This window comes from Paenibacillus spongiae (genome assembly GCF_024734895.1).
GTDB lineage: Bacteria > Bacillota > Bacilli > Paenibacillales > Paenibacillaceae > Paenibacillus_Z > Paenibacillus_Z spongiae.
Window position 1 is genome coordinate 217,712 of the sequence record NZ_CP091430.1, and the last position, 16,523, is coordinate 234,234.

At 56.7% G+C, this 16,523-nt stretch carries 21 protein-coding genes; all 21 read left to right on the forward strand.

Annotation, left to right across the window (positions count from 1 at the left end):
* Window positions 1-2: 2 nt before the first annotated feature.
* The 21 genes from L1F29_RS01000 (at window position 3) to eutC (ending at window position 16,414) form a co-directional block, all read left to right on the forward strand.
* A complete protein-coding gene (locus L1F29_RS01000; RefSeq protein WP_258386567.1) occupies window positions 3-1,031 on the forward strand; it encodes a methionine ABC transporter ATP-binding protein in 1,029 nt (342 codons plus the stop codon).
* Entirely contained in the window at window positions 1,021-1,695 is a 675-nt protein-coding gene (locus tag L1F29_RS01005) for a methionine ABC transporter permease (RefSeq protein ID WP_258386568.1), read from the forward strand. The genes L1F29_RS01000 and L1F29_RS01005 overlap by 11 nt, the downstream gene beginning before the upstream one ends.
* A 40-nt stretch (window positions 1,696-1,735) precedes the next feature.
* A complete protein-coding gene (locus L1F29_RS01010) occupies window positions 1,736-1,858 on the forward strand; it encodes a hypothetical protein (protein WP_258386569.1) in 123 nt (40 codons plus the stop codon).
* Between the two features lie 373 nt (window positions 1,859-2,231).
* Window positions 2,232-3,026 carry a glutamate racemase gene (gene murI / locus L1F29_RS01015; protein ID WP_258386570.1) on the forward strand — a complete coding sequence of 265 codons (795 nt, stop codon included), beginning with the start codon at window positions 2,232-2,234 and terminating at the stop codon, window positions 3,024-3,026.
* A 230-nt stretch (window positions 3,027-3,256) separates the two neighbouring features.
* Window positions 3,257-3,772: a sigma-70 family RNA polymerase sigma factor gene (locus L1F29_RS01020; protein ID WP_309252370.1), complete on the forward strand. Its 516-nt coding sequence runs from the start codon at window positions 3,257-3,259 to the stop codon at window positions 3,770-3,772.
* Complete coding sequence (locus tag L1F29_RS01025) at window positions 3,762-5,033, forward strand: hypothetical protein (RefSeq protein WP_258386571.1); 1,272 nt, start codon at window positions 3,762-3,764, stop codon at window positions 5,031-5,033. Before L1F29_RS01020 ends, L1F29_RS01025 begins: the two co-directional genes overlap by 11 nt.
* An 89-nt stretch (window positions 5,034-5,122) precedes the next feature.
* Window positions 5,123-5,551 (forward strand): MarR family winged helix-turn-helix transcriptional regulator, encoded by a 429-nt coding sequence (locus L1F29_RS01030; RefSeq protein WP_258386572.1) that lies wholly within the window; start codon window positions 5,123-5,125, stop codon window positions 5,549-5,551.
* Window positions 5,552-5,619: 68 nt separating this feature from the next.
* Complete coding sequence (locus tag L1F29_RS01035; RefSeq protein ID WP_258386573.1) at window positions 5,620-5,745, forward strand: hypothetical protein; 126 nt, start codon at window positions 5,620-5,622, stop codon at window positions 5,743-5,745.
* Window positions 5,746-6,273: 528 nt separating this feature from the next.
* Entirely contained in the window at window positions 6,274-7,062 is a 789-nt protein-coding gene (locus tag L1F29_RS01040; protein WP_258386574.1) for a DeoR/GlpR family DNA-binding transcription regulator, read from the forward strand.
* Between the two features lie 116 nt (window positions 7,063-7,178).
* Window positions 7,179-7,829, forward strand: a complete 651-nt coding sequence (gene eutL / locus L1F29_RS01045) for an ethanolamine utilization microcompartment protein EutL (protein WP_258389565.1) — start codon at window positions 7,179-7,181, stop codon at window positions 7,827-7,829.
* Window positions 7,830-7,845: 16 nt separating this feature from the next.
* Complete coding sequence (locus tag L1F29_RS01050) at window positions 7,846-8,196, forward strand: BMC domain-containing protein (protein WP_258386575.1); 351 nt, start codon at window positions 7,846-7,848, stop codon at window positions 8,194-8,196.
* Entirely contained in the window at window positions 8,193-9,677 is a 1,485-nt protein-coding gene (locus L1F29_RS01055) for an acetaldehyde dehydrogenase (acetylating) (RefSeq protein ID WP_258386576.1), read from the forward strand. Before L1F29_RS01050 ends, L1F29_RS01055 begins: the two co-directional genes overlap by 4 nt.
* A gap of 82 nt (window positions 9,678-9,759) precedes the next feature.
* Window positions 9,760-10,044 (forward strand): BMC domain-containing protein, encoded by a 285-nt coding sequence (locus L1F29_RS01060; RefSeq protein WP_258386577.1) that lies wholly within the window; start codon window positions 9,760-9,762, stop codon window positions 10,042-10,044.
* Window positions 10,045-10,049: 5 nt separating this feature from the next.
* Window positions 10,050-10,832: a phosphate propanoyltransferase gene (locus tag L1F29_RS01065; protein WP_258386578.1), complete on the forward strand. Its 783-nt coding sequence runs from the start codon at window positions 10,050-10,052 to the stop codon at window positions 10,830-10,832.
* A gap of 5 nt (window positions 10,833-10,837) precedes the next feature.
* Window positions 10,838-11,644: a hypothetical protein gene (locus L1F29_RS01070; RefSeq protein WP_258386579.1), complete on the forward strand. Its 807-nt coding sequence runs from the start codon at window positions 10,838-10,840 to the stop codon at window positions 11,642-11,644.
* A gap of 5 nt (window positions 11,645-11,649) precedes the next feature.
* On the forward strand, window positions 11,650-11,931 hold the full coding sequence (locus L1F29_RS01075; RefSeq protein WP_258389566.1) for a EutN/CcmL family microcompartment protein: 282 nt from the start codon (window positions 11,650-11,652) through the stop codon (window positions 11,929-11,931).
* A gap of 1 nt (window position 11,932) precedes the next feature.
* Complete coding sequence (eutS, locus tag L1F29_RS01080; RefSeq protein WP_258386580.1) at window positions 11,933-12,268, forward strand: ethanolamine utilization microcompartment protein EutS; 336 nt, start codon at window positions 11,933-11,935, stop codon at window positions 12,266-12,268.
* 14 nt (window positions 12,269-12,282) lie between these two features.
* The gene (locus L1F29_RS01085) at window positions 12,283-12,723 is read left to right on the forward strand and encodes a EutP/PduV family microcompartment system protein (RefSeq protein WP_258386581.1); all 441 of its coding nucleotides are present in this window, start codon (window positions 12,283-12,285) and stop codon (window positions 12,721-12,723) included.
* A gap of 5 nt (window positions 12,724-12,728) precedes the next feature.
* On the forward strand, window positions 12,729-14,141 hold the full coding sequence (locus L1F29_RS01090) for an ethanolamine ammonia-lyase reactivating factor EutA (protein ID WP_258386582.1): 1,413 nt from the start codon (window positions 12,729-12,731) through the stop codon (window positions 14,139-14,141).
* A gap of 18 nt (window positions 14,142-14,159) precedes the next feature.
* Window positions 14,160-15,521 (forward strand): ethanolamine ammonia-lyase subunit EutB, encoded by a 1,362-nt coding sequence (locus L1F29_RS01095; RefSeq protein ID WP_258386583.1) that lies wholly within the window; start codon window positions 14,160-14,162, stop codon window positions 15,519-15,521.
* A gap of 11 nt (window positions 15,522-15,532) precedes the next feature.
* The gene (gene eutC, locus L1F29_RS01100) at window positions 15,533-16,414 is read left to right on the forward strand and encodes an ethanolamine ammonia-lyase subunit EutC (protein WP_258386584.1); all 882 of its coding nucleotides are present in this window, start codon (window positions 15,533-15,535) and stop codon (window positions 16,412-16,414) included.
* Window positions 16,415-16,523: the final 109 nt, after the last annotated feature.

The window sequence follows — 16,523 nt, forward strand, 5'->3', positions numbered from 1 at the left end:
CAGTGATACAGTTAGAACAAATATCGAAGCGGTACTATCAAGGGAAACGGGAGGTTGATGCCGTTAAGAATGTTTCGCTCGACGTACAGAAGGGCGAGATTTTCGGTATCATCGGCTACAGCGGAGCGGGCAAGAGCACCTTGATTCGCTGCGTCAACTTCCTTGAAGAACCGACATCCGGTTCGGTCCGGATCGACGGCACCGAGCTGGGAAGCTTGAACCGTGCGGAGCTGCGCGCCGTACGGAGAAAGATCGGCATGATCTTTCAAAACTTCAATCTGCTGTCTTCCACGAATGTCTTCCATAATGTTGCGGCCCCGCTGCAGCTGGTCAAGACGCCGAAGGAGGAGACGGCGAGGAAGGTGCGGGAGCTGCTCGAGCTGGTCGGACTGAGCGATAAGGAAGAATCATTCCCTCATCAGCTGTCGGGCGGGCAGAAGCAGCGCGTCGCCATCGCCAGAGCGCTGGCAAGCGATCCGGAAATTCTGTTATGCGACGAGGCCACTTCGGCATTGGATCCGCAAACGACGGAATCCATTCTGGACCTGCTTCTGGAGATTAACCGCAAATATAAAATTACGATCATGCTCATTACGCATGAGATGCACGTCATCAAGAAGATCTGCGACCGCGTGGCGGTGATGGAGAACGGGGAAGTCGTGGAGCAAGGCACGGTCATGGACATTATTTCCGCTCCCCAGCAGCCGATCACGAAAAATTTCATTAAAAGCATCTTTGACGTCACGATGCCAAGCGCGCTGCTTCAGAAGCTGCAAAGCGAGAAGAAGCCCGGGAAAATTCTGCGCATCTCCTTCGTCGGCGAGAACGCGGCGGATCCGATATTGGCCGATCTGGCGACGAAATATGCGCTGCGGCCGACCATTCTGTACGGCAATATTACGCAAATCAAGGAAACGATCTTCGGCTGTCTCATTATCGGCGTAACCGGCGAAGCGTCGGCCATTGAAGCGGGAATGGACGATTTGGCTCAGCAGCAGCTGCGAATAGAGGTTATTGAACATGCTGAATAAGTTTATCGACAGCTTCTCGGAATATGGCGATTTGTACCTGGATGCGATTCGGGATACCGGCGCCATGGTCGGCATCTCCCTGGTCATCTCGGCGGTTATCGGCATGCTGCTGGGGATTGTTCTGGTCGTCACCAGACCCAACAATCTGTATGCCAATGCGGTCATCTATCAAATTCTTAACGTGGTCATTAATATTCTGCGTTCCCTGCCGTTCATCGTGCTTATGGTGGCGATCATACCGATTACGAAATGGATCGTCGGGGGGACGATCGGCGTTAAAGGCGCGATCGTGCCGCTGGTCTTCTATACGGCGCCGTATATTGCAAGGTTGATGGAATCCGCCCTTCTGGAAGTGGACAAGGGCGTTATCGAAGCCTATCAGGCGATGGGAGCGACCCGGAACCAGATCATATTCCGCGTGCTGCTCAAAGAGTCGCGGCCGGGTCTGGTGCTCGGCATCACGATTGCGACGATCGGCTTGATCGGCGCATCGGCCATGGCCGGCGTTGTCGGCGCGGGCGGACTGGGGGATGTTGCGATACGTTATGGCTACCAGCGCTGGGAGCCGGCCGTTATGGTAACCTGTATCGTATTCCTCGTGATCATCGTTCAGGGGGTCCAATCGCTCGGAACGTACCTCGCGAAACGTTTGCGTAAACGCTAAGGCAAGGCCGCGCATCCGAGGGGGAACGAGGCAATGGAATATGCTCAGATCAAGCGTTTGTCGGCAAGCACGCCCTCTCGTAACTGGCGCGACAGGCGGGATCGGCACGGGTAGCGGCGAAGCTGCTGGCGAACGGCGGCTGGCAGGCGTTCCTCATCTGTAAGCTGCGGCATAGGAGAGAATCCCGTAAGATATGGAATCGGCAAAAAACACGGGCGGCTCGCCTGTGTTTTTTGCATCGTTAGGGCAAGACAAGCATACTTATTATTAGAACGGGCGGAACGGACCTTGGATGCCGGGGAAGCATCGGCATCTCCTCCGTTCAGCCAATTTTAACCTGCATATGGGCTTCAAGGAATCGGGAATAACCACTTCGTAAAGAGTATTCTGCCCGCACAGCGGGTATGCGTTTCAACCGTTCTTCCTATCGATATCGTCAAGGTGTGCAGTTGGAAGAGATAGACCTTGCCCTAAAGAGAATGTCGCAGTATGCTGAGTATAGCCTTAATACTATACACGTTAGGAATCGATCACACATGACAATCGGTTTTTTTGATTCGGGGATCGGCGGGCTTACGGTTTTGGCGGAAGCGCTCCGCCGGCTTCCTGCTGAGGACTTCCTCTATATGGCGGATACGCTCCATGTCCCCTATGGGACCAAATCGAAGGAAGACGTGAAATCATTCATTCATGAAATTGTAGCCACCATGGTGGGTGAAGGGATCGATGCGCTGGTCGTGGCATGCAATACGGCTACCAGCATCGCTGTAGCGGAATTGAGAGAGATGTACTCGATGCCAATTGTCGGCATGGAGCCCGCAGTGAAGCCGGCGGTGGAGATGAACCGGGCAACGGGCAAGAGAGTGCTGGTGTTCGCAACGCCTTTAACGCTTCAGCAGCCTAAATACTATGCTTTGGTATCCCGCGTCGATGACGGGGGGATCGTGGATTCGCTGCCGCTGCCGGAGCTTGTGGAATATTGCGAGAAACTGCAGTTCGACAGACACATCATGGGCGATTACTTCCGCTCGAAGCTCGAAGGCTATGATTTGGACCAATACGGCATTATCGTGCTGGGCTGCACGCATTATCCGTTCTACACCGACATCCTTCGGGAGATTCTGCCCCCGCATATCCAGATCGTCGACGGAAACGTCGGCACGGTGAAACGGCTGTCTGCGCTGCTGAGCCGTTACGGAATCGCCAAGCGCCATGGCACCGGGAGCGTGAGGTTCATGTGCACCGGCGGAGATCCCGCATATATTGATAAAATGCACACGGCGCTCGCCCTTCTCCGGCAGAACGATACATCCGGAACCGGAGTCAGCTAATAGCCAACACGCGCGTGTACTGCGATAACCGGTAAGATAAGATTAGAGGCCAAATTCTCCCCCGATGGGGGAGGTTGGCCTTTTTTATATATTATGGTTGTACGGAACGGTCCTATACATGCAGCGGTGAGTTCCTGCCTATTTGTTATTCATACGAAAGCCAAACGATGGATGCGGAGCGTCTAATTCGTATAAGCCACATGACAGGCGGGTGAAAGGCTATTCAGGATTTGGTCCGCAGAGCCCAGCAGGGCGACGAGACAGCGTATATCGCGCTATTCCAGCAGTTTGAAGCAGATATCTACCGCACCGCTTACGTCTATGTGAAAAGCCAGGAGGATGCGCTCGATGTCGTTCAAGAAACCGCCTACCGGTCGTATAAATCCATAGCGACAGTAGCGCAGCCGCAATACTTCAAGACATGGCTGATCAAAATAGCGATCAGCTGCGCCATCGACTTGCTGCGGCGGCGCAAGAAGGTCGTACGGTTAAAGCAGGAGCATTATGAAGCGATCGCCCATGGCGAGCATGAAGATATTCCGCTATCCCTTTCGCTGAAGAGCTTAATCGATGCATTGGACGAGGAAGAGAAGAATGTCATCATGCTCCGGTTTTATTACGACTACACGATCAGGGAAACCGCTGAGATGCTGGACATCCCGTTAGGGACGGCCAAGACGCTGCTTTACCGGGCACTGAAGAAGCTGCGGATCCGAGCGGAGGAGGAAGACGTGAATGGACAATAGAATCAAGGAAGAGATCGATACGATACCGATTCCTCCCGAGCTTCATGCACGAAGCCTGCTCGGCATTCAACAGGCGCGGTCCGAACACGAGTCAAGTGGAAGGCGGACGAGCAACCGGTTATCGAGACGGCAAGCAATAGCAGCTGTTATCGTCATATTCCTGATCCTGACGACGGCGATATATAATACGCAAGTATTAGCGGCTATACAGAAGGCGCTGCAGTTCGTGCCGGGCATCGGCATCGTCAAGGAATCAGAGGGGGCTGCGGATACGTATATCCTTAAGCAGCCAATTACCCGGCAGGTTGGGGAAGGCTCCATTGCAATCACCGGTATTATGGTGGATGAGAAGATGACTTATGTGACGATGAATGGAACGGACACGGCCAGGATCGAACGCATTACTTTCGTTAATGAACAAGGAGTTGAATATGAACTGAAGCGTTCCATGGCCAGCTGGTCCCCGGACAGCTGGACGGCTTCCTTCTGGCAGCAAGGACAATTGGATGTGAAGGGAAAGGTAAAGCTTATCGTGACGGACGCAGCGCTCGAGATTCCGCTGACGCTTGTCAAGGCGGACGCTTATGCGAGCTATGCGGAGATGGGGGAGACGGCAGCCGTCAACGGTGTTACGATTACCGCAATTGCCGGCCGCGTAGATGAGAAAGCGCGAATCTCCCTTGTCGCGCAGCATGCCGGAGATTTTTCAATTATGGAGTATGGCATTCATGGCATACACTTGCGAGATGGCCAGAAACTAAATGTGTTGAATGCGGCGGGAGAAAAGCTGGAGATCGAGAATATTCGGGGAATATCCGCCCCTGCAAGCGATTTTTATTTTCCTTTATCCGGTGCGGAGGGCGAGACCTATACGTTAACCCTGCCGGAAATCGGCGTTCAATACAAGGATGAAATTACGGTTACAGTTCCGACGGAGACTACGGACGGAATGAATCAAGCATTTCAACTAGCCGGGTTTCCGGTCACGATCACGAAGACGGAGCGAATCGACGACAGCCAGCTTAGAGTGTATGTCGACCTCCACTATAATGACCAGTCCGAGAAGTCGCTCTATATGATCAATATCGGCGAGATGGGGCATCACGGGAAACTGAACGAGCAGACGGGCGTGCTGGAGTACCTGCAGTTTGATATCGACCCCGGCAGCAGCAAGGTGAAATTAACGATAGAGAATCCTGACGTATTAATAAGAGGGCCATGGAAATTTGAGCTGCCGGCGGCTGAGTATTTCAAGCCTTAAGCGGCAAGTCCCGCTGCCTTTACCCCCTTTTCAATTTCTGCTATCGTAGAAGGAAAGTGAATGGTGGATCAGGAAGGGAAGTCGCCGTATTGAATCGGAAAGAGCTATTGCTGTCCTATGCGGGCAAGTCCATGCAGCATCGGAGAAAGTGGCTGACGGAATGGAACCGGCAGAACAAGATGGATCTGTCTTATGCGCAGTACGAAGTGCTTACGTGGATCGGTGAGAAGGGGCCGCTGCAAGCGAAGGATTTGGTCAATCAATTCTCGGTGACATCGGGTGGCATTACGGCCATCTGCGATAAATTGCTGGCACGAGGGCTTATTCACCGCGTCCGTGACGATCAACAGGACCGCCGGGCGATTCAGTTGGAAATAACGGATGAAGGAAGAGAAATGGTGGAAACCGCCAAGGGTGTATGGGACAGCGTAATGGAGAATACTTTCTCCGTTCTGACGAATGCGGAAATCGCCATGCTGGACCAGATATACAGCAAGCTCATCGAATCCAAGTTATAAACCGGCAAGAAGGGACGATTATCCGTAAGGATGACCGTCCCTTCTTGTGCTTCGGGAGCAACACGAGATTGCACAGGGCCAGGAGCAGTTTGGACTGCCCGCTGACGTTTCGCGTACTAAGCATCGCAGCCGCCAACCGTCAGCGTGCCGGTATTTTGCGGTTCGTTGAGCAGCCGGGAGAGCTGCGGACATAGGATTCGTTATTTACCGTATTTTGGCCGATTTGCGCCGGTTGCGGACTTCAGATACGTTATTCGCAGCTGATCCATTAATCTGGGGGGCGCTTTGCCTGAATAAGGGATCTCATGTCCGCAGCACTCTCAAAAGATTCTTGATTCATATAATAGCGGAACTCATGTCCGTTAATAAGTCCGCGTTAATAAGTTTTTACCGATTGCGATTTGTGCGCTGTGCGGATATTACTTTCGGGAGGGCTAGATGCGCTTGAATTAAACCGGATTTGTTCGGGGTGTTGTTTTCCACATCTGCAAGATAACACTCCACGAGATATGTGGAATTAACGTGCTAAAAGTTGGTTTTTTGTTGACTAAATCGATATTAGGCGTATAATACAAAGAAACCACATTATACCAAATGACGTCCACTTAACTTGCGACTCGATTGGGTTGAACTTGCGATATTGCGCATTTTACCTATAGATGCCTGTGTGATTCATACATCAATATGACCTTGCTTCAAAGTCATCCTAAGGAGAGATTTCCGTGTCACTATCTTTTGAGAAACGTAAGAAGAAAATATTAGAGTACTTAAATAAGGAAGGGAGAGTCGAGGTTCTCGTCCTGGCGGATGAATTTAACGTATCGACCGAGACAATCCGCCGGGATCTGGAGCGGCTCGACAGCGAAGGGAAGCTGAAGAAGGTGTACGGCGGGGCGGTCAAGGTCCGGGCGGACTCGCTGGAGCTTCCCTTCGACGAGAAGACGCAGCTCCATGCCAAGGAGAAGGCGGCCATCGGGAAGTATGCCGCGTCCATGGTGAAGAACGGAGACACCATCATGCTCGGGAACGGCACGACGACGATGGAGATCATTCGGAACCTGAGGGAGCACAAGGATGTCACGATCGTCACCCATTCCACGCCAACGATGCTGCTGGCCATCGAGATTTTCAACGGGAAAATCATCTTCGTCGGCGGGGAAGTGAATCCCCGTCAGAAGTCGACCGAGGGGCCGCTTGCCGAGCTGATCTTGAATCAGCTCAGGGTCAATAAGACATTTCTATCTCCAGGGGGCATATCATTGGTAGACGGACTCACCGACTACGAGCTATCGGAAGCCAATATTTCCCGCAAAATGATGGATCGTGCGGACGAGGTCATCATTATCGCCGATTCCTCCAAATTCGGCAGAACCACCTTCGCCAACGTATGCTCCCTTGACGACGTTTATACGGTCATCACCGACCGCAATTGCACGGAGGAATGGCAGCAATACATGACGGACCGGGATATTACGGTATGGATTGCGAATGAAGAGGAATCTGCCGATTGACGAAGGATTGGAGCATCAAGCCTAAGCGGCGCCTTCCTTTCGTTCATTCTATAGCGAATTAAGTGTAGTAGATTCACATATTCATAGTAGAAAGCTCGAAGAGGCGGGTGGTTATGATGGATCGTGAAGTGCGCGCCAGGCCGTTGGCCGTTCAAGTTATTCCCCGCGTCGATGATCAGCTGGCGGCCGAGCTGAAGCTTGGGGAGTCTGTCCGGAGCTTGGGAATCCTGACCTCGACCATTGACGACGTCGGGTATACCGCATTGGATGAAGCGACCAAGATGGCCGATGTCCGCGTCGTCTACGCGAAGTCGTTCTATGCCGGGTCTGCCCATGCTTCAGGACCGCTCTCCGGCGAGTTCATCGGCATGCTCGGCGGGCCGGACCCGGATGCCGTGCGAAGCGGGCTCCAAGCGGCTGTTCATGTGATCGAGAACACCGCTTGCTTCTATTCGTTGAGCGAAGACGGCAGCCATGCCTATTACGCTCATGTCATTTCCCGCACCGGATCTTTCCTATCGGAGCTGGCGGGAATCGAAGCGGGAGAGCCGCTCGCTTATCTCATTGCGCCGCCGGCGGAGGCGATCGTAGGCCTGGACTTGGCCATGAAGGCAGCCAATGTCAGGCTGTGCCAATTCTATGGCCCGCCGACGGAGACCAATTTCGCCGGCGGGCTGCTAACCGGCAGCCAGGCCGATTGCCAGGCTGCCGCGGAAGCGTTCTCATTCGGCGTGAAGAGCGTGGCGTCCCGGCCCCGGGAACTATGACGGAGGGTGAACGGTTATGAAGCGTGAAGCCCTTGGCATGATTGAAACCTACGGATTAGCCGCAATGATCGCCGCGGCTGACGGCGCCGCCAAGACGGCCGATGTACAGATTTATACGTATGAGAAGGCGGATGCGGGCATCATGACGGTCTATATCGCCGGAGATGTCGCTGCAGTCAGCGAAGCTGTGGAGGCGGGAGCATCGATCGCCAGATCCATGGGAAAGCTGCTGCATCGCAGCGTCATACCAGGACCGGCTGCCGATGTGCTCCCGCTTATTAAGCCCAGACAGCAGTCTGCTGCCGGCCAGGCCAAGAAGCCCCGCCGGTCAACCGCTGGAAGATCGTTGCTGTCGAGAAAGGAGTGATTACGCTGCAAGCACTGGATAAAGATTTGTCGTCCGTTCAAGAAGCGCGCAATCTGCTGCGGCAGGCCAAAGAAGCCCAGGCGGTGCTGGAGACGCTCTCCCAGAGCCGGATCGATGAGATCGTCCGGGCTATGGCCGAAGCGGCCGAGCTGGACTCGGAACGGTTGGGCCGCATGGCGGTGGAGGAGACCGGCTTCGGGAATCCGGCGGACAAGGCGACGAAGAACCGTTTTGCGAGCCGGCAGGTATTTGAGGCAATTAAAGACTTGAAGACGGTCGGAATTGTGCGCAAGGACGAGCCGAACCGGGTATGGGAAATCGCGCAGCCGTTCGGCGTCATCTGCGGCATTGTGCCGTCGACGAATCCGACCTCGACCGCGATATTCAAATCGCTTATCGCCATCAAATCGCGGAACGCCATCGTATTCAGCCCGCACCCATCCGCCCTGGGCTGCACGCGGGCGGCCGTGGAGACGGTCCGCAAGGCTGTGGAGCGGGCGGGCGGCCCGAAGGATGCCGTGCTCTGCTTGTCGGAGCCCAGCTTGGAGGCGACGCAGGAGCTGATGAAATCGAAGCTGTCCGACCTTATTCTCGCGACTGGCGGTACGGCGATGGTGAGGGCGGCTTACAGCTCCGGCAAGCCGGCTTACGGAGTGGGGCCGGGGAATGTGCCCGTCTATATTCACCCGAGCGCCGATATTCCGAAGGCGGTGCGCCGCATTATCGATAGCAAGACGTTCGATTACGGCACCATATGCGCCTCGGAGCAAGCGATCGTGGCGGATGCCTCGATCAAACCGCGGCTGCTTGAGGAGCTGCGGCAGGCGGGCGGTTACGTGCTGGATGACGAGCAGAAGGCCAAGGTAGGCCGCGTCATCCTGGCCGGCGGCAGGCTGAACGCGAACATCGTCGGCAGATCGCCGCGAACGATTGCCGAGATGGCCGGGATCAGTATTCCCGAGCATGCCCGGCTGCTTATCGCAGAAGAGACGGAGATCGGCAAGGACGTCCCCTTTTCCATCGAGAAGCTGTGTCCCGTAATCGCCTTGTACACCTGCGACAACTGGCGGGACGGCTGTCAGATCAGCAAGAAGCTGTTGGAGAACGGCGGCTTGGGACATACGCTTGGCATCCATTGCGAGGAGATGGACGTCATCGAGGCCTTCGGGCTGGAGAAGCCGGCCTCCCGGATCGTCGTTAATGCAGGTACGACCTTCGGCGCCATCGGCGCCGTCACGGGCATTCCGCCTTCGATGACGCTTGGCTGCGGATCGTATGGGCATAACATTACGTCGGATAATGTGGGGCCGATGCATCTCATCAATATCAAGAGAGTCGCGTTCGGGCTTCGGGAGATGGCGCTGGAGCAGCCGGAACAGACGCTTCAGGATCGGATCGGGCAGGCCTTGCCCGCAGACATTACCCGGGAAGAAATCATGCAGATTATTCAGAACGTGCTGAAGGAAATGCAGGTATCCTGAAGCTGCGCTAAGAGCGCAGCCCATTTCATACAGAAGTTTGAGAAGCGAGCGTCTATTACATTCATTTTAGGAGGAAATTGACATGGCAGAGCAAACGGCACTAGGTATGGTGGAAACGAAGGGTCTGGTAGGTGCGATCGAGGCAGCCGATGCAATGGTAAAGGCGGCGAACGTCAAGCTGATCGGCAAGGAGCATGTCGGCGGAGGGATCGTCACCGTCATGGTGCGAGGCGATGTAGGCGCGGTCAAAGCAGCGACGGACGCCGGAGCCGCGGCAGCCGAGAAGGTCGGGGAGCTGTTGTCCGTCCATGTGATTCCAAGACCGCATTCCGATATTGAAGGCATTCTGCCGCGCGTTCAGGCGTAAGCCGCATGGCCTTTATTACCGAATCCCAACTGCGGGCTTTACTTCCGCAAGGATTGCCCAATCCGTTTCGGCTGAGCGGCGGCGACCGCTTGACGCCTGCGGCGCGGGACTTTCTGCGCGATCGGGGCATTCCCGTTACGGAAGCTCCGGTCGTATCTTCATCCGGCGAGGCGAGAAGGCATAAGCCCGAAGCGGATATTCCGGTGGGCGTGTCCAATCGGCATATCCACTTATCCGAGGAGCACGTCCGCCTGTTGTTTGGACAGGGGCATACGCTTATGCCCATGAAGGCCTTATCGCAGCGCGGCCAATTTGCCGCCCACGAGACGGTATCGCTGGCCGGACCCAAAGGCATGATCAAGAACGTCCGGGTCTTGGGGCCCTCGCGCGGCGAAACGCAAGTGGAAATTACACGCACCGACGGCTTTCTGCTCGGCATTCAACCGCCGCTCCGGTTATCGGGCGATCATGCGGATACGCCGGGTATCGCCCTCTACGGCCCGAAGGGGCTGGTCGTGATCGAGAGCGGTGTCATTGTGGCGAAGGCGCACATACATATGTCGCCGGCGGATGCCGCCAGATACGGCGTTACGCATGGCGACCGGGTATCGGTGCAGACGCATGGTCAGCGGCCGCTCACATTCGGAGAAGTCGCCATAAGAGTTCATGCCGACTTCTCGCTTGATTTCCATATCGATACCGACGAGGCCAACGCGGCATTCCTGCAGCAGGGCGATTACGTATCCATCAGTGCCGGCGGTTCGGACGCTGCTTGGGCAAAGGGGTGAGAAACATGGATGTACGTGAGCTTGTAAAGGAAATAGCCAAGGAATTGCTTGCGGCGGCGGTTCAGTCCGCACCTCGGCCGAAGGTGCTCTTTCTGTTCTGCGACAGCCGCGCGCATGAGGCTTTTTCGGATACGTTCATTTTGCTGGAGAACCAAGGCATTGATTGCGATCTCGCGTTTCTGGACGGCGAGACGTCCGCTTGGATCGGCATGCACAAGTGCGAGAGCTCCGGCGTTAAGCGTTCCATCGCCATTGACGAGTATGCGCCGGCGCCGCTGGAGCTGCCGCAGAGTTACGTAGGGATCGTCATCCCCGAGATCGATCTCGATAACGCGGCCCGCATCGCAACCGGGATGAAGGGATCGGTGAAGTCGGAGCTTGTATTTGCGGCGCTGCTTCTAGGCAAGCCGGTATGGATCGGGAAGGATTCCGGCGGCATTAAGCGGGCCGACCGCCAGACGTTGAAGACGCTGGAGCTGACGCCCGGCTATGCGAAGCTGTTCCGAACCCACATGGATGCCTTGGAAGGTCTGGGAATTCGGTTGATCGACCGGTCTGAGCTGGCTGCGGATCTTGTTCGCATGTTCGGCTCCTCTTCCGATGCAGCGCATTCCCCGAATGCTGCTGTAAAGGAAAATAACCCGACTCCGGCCTCGGTACGAAGGGCGCTCATCACGGCGGACTGGGTAGCTGCTCATGCCTCCGCCTTGGGAGGCTCGCTTGAGCTGGATCCGAAGACAATCGTATCCCCGCTCGCCAGAGATATGTTGAAGCAGCGGGGAATTAACCTTCAATACACGAGCAAAGGGTGATGGGCATGCTGCTAGGCAAAGTCATCGGAAGCGTATGGGCGACCCAGAAGGAAGCCGGGATGGAGAACCTGAAGCTGATGATCGTTCAGCCGTTGGATGCCGGCGATCAGGAGGCCGGGCAGCCGGTTGTCGCCGCCGACCGGATCGGAGCGGGCATCGGGGAGAAGGTCATTGTCTCACGGGGGAATCCGGCGCGCATGCTGTTCCCGGAGAGGGTCGTTCCGATCGACGCCATTATCGTCGGCATAGTCGATTCGATGGAAATCGCGGGCCAAGGAGGGGAATAGGATGGAGAAGCAGCGCGTGATCCAGGAATACGTTCCCGGGAAGCAGGTTACCTTGTCGCATATCATCGCGAATCCCGATCCCGTGATCTACGACAAATTGGGCATCGATCAGGCCGGAGCCATCGGGATTCTTACGCTAACGCCGACCGAAACGGCGATTATCGCGGCGGATATCGCCACCAAGGCGGCCGTTGTGGAAATCGGCTATTTGGACCGGTTCACCGGATCGTTAGTATTAAGCGGAGAGGTGTCGGCCGTCGAGATGGCGGTCGCTACGGTTAACGACTTTCTGAGCAGCAAGCTGTTCTTCACGCCGGCTCCGATTACCCGCTCATGAAGAAGAGGCGCGCCATGGTAATCGGATCGGTGGGAGCAGGCAAATCGTCATTAATCCGCGCTCTTCTGAACGACGATCGGGAAGTAGCGAAGACGCAGAGCCTGCTGTTTCGGGACTGGCTGATCGACACGCCGGGCGAATACTGCGAGAATCCGCTGCAGTACCGCTATTTGATCGCAACCTCCTTCGATACCAAATTACTGGTGCTGGTGCAAGATGCGACCAAGGAACGGGGATATTTTCCCCCGGGTTTCGCCGGCGGATTTCCCGTGCCGGCTATCGGCGTTATCACGAAGATCGACCATCCATCGGCCAATCCGGCCAAGGCCGAACGGCTGCTCCGGCAGGCGATGCCAAAGGGCGAGTGCTTCGCCGTCTCCTCCTGGGAGGGAACCGGCATCGAGGAGCTGCGAAGCCGGATCGACCATCTGCTGCAGAGCGACGGGAGAAGGTGACCCGCATGGACGAGGAGTGGATCACCAGCGTCGGAATCGATTTGGGCACCAGCACGACCAAATGCATCGTCAGCCGCCTGCGGCTGGCACGCAAATCGGCAGCCCATGCATTGCCCAGATTCGAAATCGCCGAGCGGCGATTGGCGTATGAGAGTGCCGTCTATTCGACACCGCTGCTGAATCGCGATGAAATCGATATCGCGCAGGTGATGCGGTGGCTGGAACAGGAATACGGGAAGGCGGGCATCCGCCTGTCGGATATTAAGAGCGGCGCGGTGATCATAACGGGGGAGACGGCTACCAAGCATAACGCCAAGCAGCTGCTCCATTACTTGGCCGACAGAGCCGGCGACTTCGTCGTCGCAACAGCGGGGGCGGATCTGGAGTCGCTGTTGTCGGGCAAAGGATCGGGGGCGGAACGCAGATCGGAGCAGTCCCGCGGAGTCGTCTGTAATATCGATATCGGCGGGGGGACGGCGAATGCGTCCTTCTTCCGCCGAGGGCGCATGATCGAAACCGTGACGCTGCATGTCGGAGGACGGCTGATTCAATTAACGCCGGAAGGGCGGATCGTCTATGTCTCGGAGGCCATACGTCCGTGGCTGCGGGAGAACGGCTTTCACCTTCAGGTGGGGGCAGCCCCGACATACGACTACGTTCGCCTGATCGCCCGGCAGATGAGCCGGACCCTGCTGGACTTTCTTCAGGGGGTTCCGTCCCAAGGCAGGCTGCTTGCTGTGGGCCGTGTGCCGGAGGAAATGCCGGCCATCGGTGAATGGATGATCTCAGGCGGCATCGGCGCCATGCTCGGAGCGGTACCGCCAGAGAGCATGAAGGAGACGGCGGTGTACGGGGATTTCGGACCGCTGCTGGCTGCGGCGCTGGCGGAGGAATGCGCACGGAGGTCCTTCTCCCTCATTCGTGCCGCTCATGCCGTTCACGCGACCGTCATTGGCGCCGGCATGCAGAGCACCGAGATCAGCGGCGCTACGCTGCATCTGACCCCCGACATGCTGCCGATGAAGAACATGCCGGTCGTGAAGCTGCCGGATGACGATGCGGAGGCGGCGATCCGGTCGGGGCTGCAAATTTACGGCCAAGACAGCTGCCCGCCCTTCGCGCTGTTTATTCCTTCGCGGAGGAATGTCACCTACGACATAATACGGCGGTTGTCGGAGTCCATCGTGCAGGGGTATCTGCGCCTCGTGCCCGGCTGCGCCAAGCTGGTCGTCGTCTGCGAGAACGATATGGCCAAAGCGCTTGGGCAGTCGCTTCTGCTCCGTTCGTCAGGCGCGCTCCGCATCGTGTGCATCGATCAGGTTAAGGTGGATCATGGCGATTATTTGGATCTGGGCGAACCGATTCGAGGGACGATGGTTCCCGTTATTGTCAAAACCCTGGTTTTTTCCGGCAGTTAGGAGATGAGGTGAGGGCTCATGAATTTAAAGACGACATTGCTCGGACAAACCTATCATTTTCGCGATTTGAAGGATCTTATGGCCAAGGCCAACGAGGAGAAGGCAGGCGATCAGCTGGCCGGCCTTGCCGCGCAGAACGCCAAGGAGCGGATGGCCGCGAAGTGGATCCTCTCCGAGCTGACTCTTGAGCAGATCCGGGAGAATCCGCTGCTGCCCCCGGAGCAGGATGAAGTATCCCGGGTCATCGAGGAGGACTTGAACAAGAAGATTTATGCGGAAATCCGGCGCTGGACCGTGGCCGAGCTGCGTGAATATCTGCTGTCGTCTTCGACTGGAACGGATGACATCCGGCGCATCAGCAGGGGACTCACGAGCGAGATGATCGCAGCGGTATCCAAGGTGATGAACAATCTCGATCTCATTCAAGCAGCGTCCAAGATCGAGGTGATCACGCACTGCAATATCTCCATCGGGCAGAAGGGCGTGCTCGCGGGAAGAGCGCAGCCGAATCATCCGGCGGATGACGTAAACGGCATCCGGGCCTCCTTGTTCGAAGCGCTCAGCTACGGGATCGGGGATGCGGTGATCGGCATTAATCCGGTTATCGACACCGCCGACAGCGTGAAGGCCATTATGAATATGACCAAGGACGTGATGGATCGTTTCCGGATTCCGACGCAGAACTGCGTGCTTGCGCATATTACGACCCAGATGCGGGCCATTCGGCAGGGCGGGCATGCGGATTTGGTGTTCCAGAGCCTGGCCGGAACCGAAGCGGGCAACCTTGCGTTCGGCATCGATCTGGCGCTGCTGCAGGAGGCGGATGCGCTTGCCCGCAGCGAAGGGACGGGGACCGGTCCGAACGTATGGTATTTCGAAACCGGACAAGGCTCCGAGCTGTCCGGCGATGCGCATCATGGCATCGACCAGGTGACGCTCGAAGCAAGATGCTACGGCTTGGCGCGAAGGTTCAAGCCGTTTATCGTCAATACGGTGGTCGGCTTCATCGGTCCGGAGTATTTGTACGACGGCAGGCAGGTGACCCGTGCGGGGCTGGAAGATCACTTCATGGGCAAGCTGCATCAGCTGCCCATGGGCGTCGATGTGTGCTACACCAACCATATGAAAGTCGACCAGAATGACATGGATAACTTAGCGGTGTTACTCGGTAACGCCGGGGTGAATTTCATCATCGGTGTGCCAATGGCGGATGATTGCATGCTGAACTATCAATCCACGAGCTATCACGATATCGCCACGCTGAGGGAGACGCTCGGCCTGCGTCCGGCGCCGGCGTTCGAGCAGTGGCTGGAGTCGATGGGCATTATGTCGGGCGGCAAGCTTACCGCGGCGGCGGGCGATGCGACCTTGTTTGCATAGGAGGCGGGATGATGAAACAACCGATCGATCTGCAGGAATTGACGGACCGGATCATGAGAGAGCTCCAGGATCGGCTGCCGCAGCGGCAAGTGCATCAGCAGCAGCGGGGAGCTGCTGATCCAGGGGAGGCGTTTGTTGCGGTCACGGAATCATCCACGGAGGCCGATACGCCTCCAATGGTGCCGAATCCGCATGCGCCGGAGCTGCTGGAGGAATGGTGCGCCTCGACGCCGGCACGGATCGGGGTGTGGCGGGCAGGGACGCGGCCGCTCACGCGGGCGATGCTGAAGTTTCGCTGCGACCATGCGGCGGCCGTCGATTCCGTATACGGCGAGGTAACGCCCGAGACGCTGGACCGCTACGGGTTATTCACGGTGGAGACGCAGTACGGGAACATCGAGAACTATTTGAAGCGTCCGGATATGGGCAGGGTGTTGACCGACCGGAGCGCGGAGCGTCTGCTGCAGGAATGCCGCAGGAAGCCCCAGGTGCAAATCGTCGTCTCCGACGGCTTGAGCGCGAATGCGATCGAGCGGAACCTGCCCGATGTGTATCCTGCACTGCTGGATTCCCTGCAAGCGAATGGACTGAATTATGGGACCCCGTTCTTCGTAAAAGGGGGAAGGGTAGCGGTGATGGATCACATTGGCGAGCTGCTGCAGCCGGAGGTGCTGGTGCTGCTCATCGGCGAGCGGCCCGGATTAGTCTCGTCCTCCTCCATGAGCGCTTATATGTGCTACCGTCCCCGGAAAGGGATGATGGAGTCGGACCGTACGGTGCTGTCCAATATCCATCCGGGCGGTACGCCTCCGGTAGAAGCCGGCGCTCACATCGGCACGCTGCTGAGAAGCATGCTGGAGCAGCGAGCTAGCGGCGTGAAGCTGGTCGTTTGAATCGTATCGTTGTCCGGATTAGCAGCTGCCATGCTGTGCTGCGTACATAAGAAAAAGCCCTTCGCGGAGGGCTTTTTCTTATGCGCCAGAGAGAGTCTCCCGGCAAGAC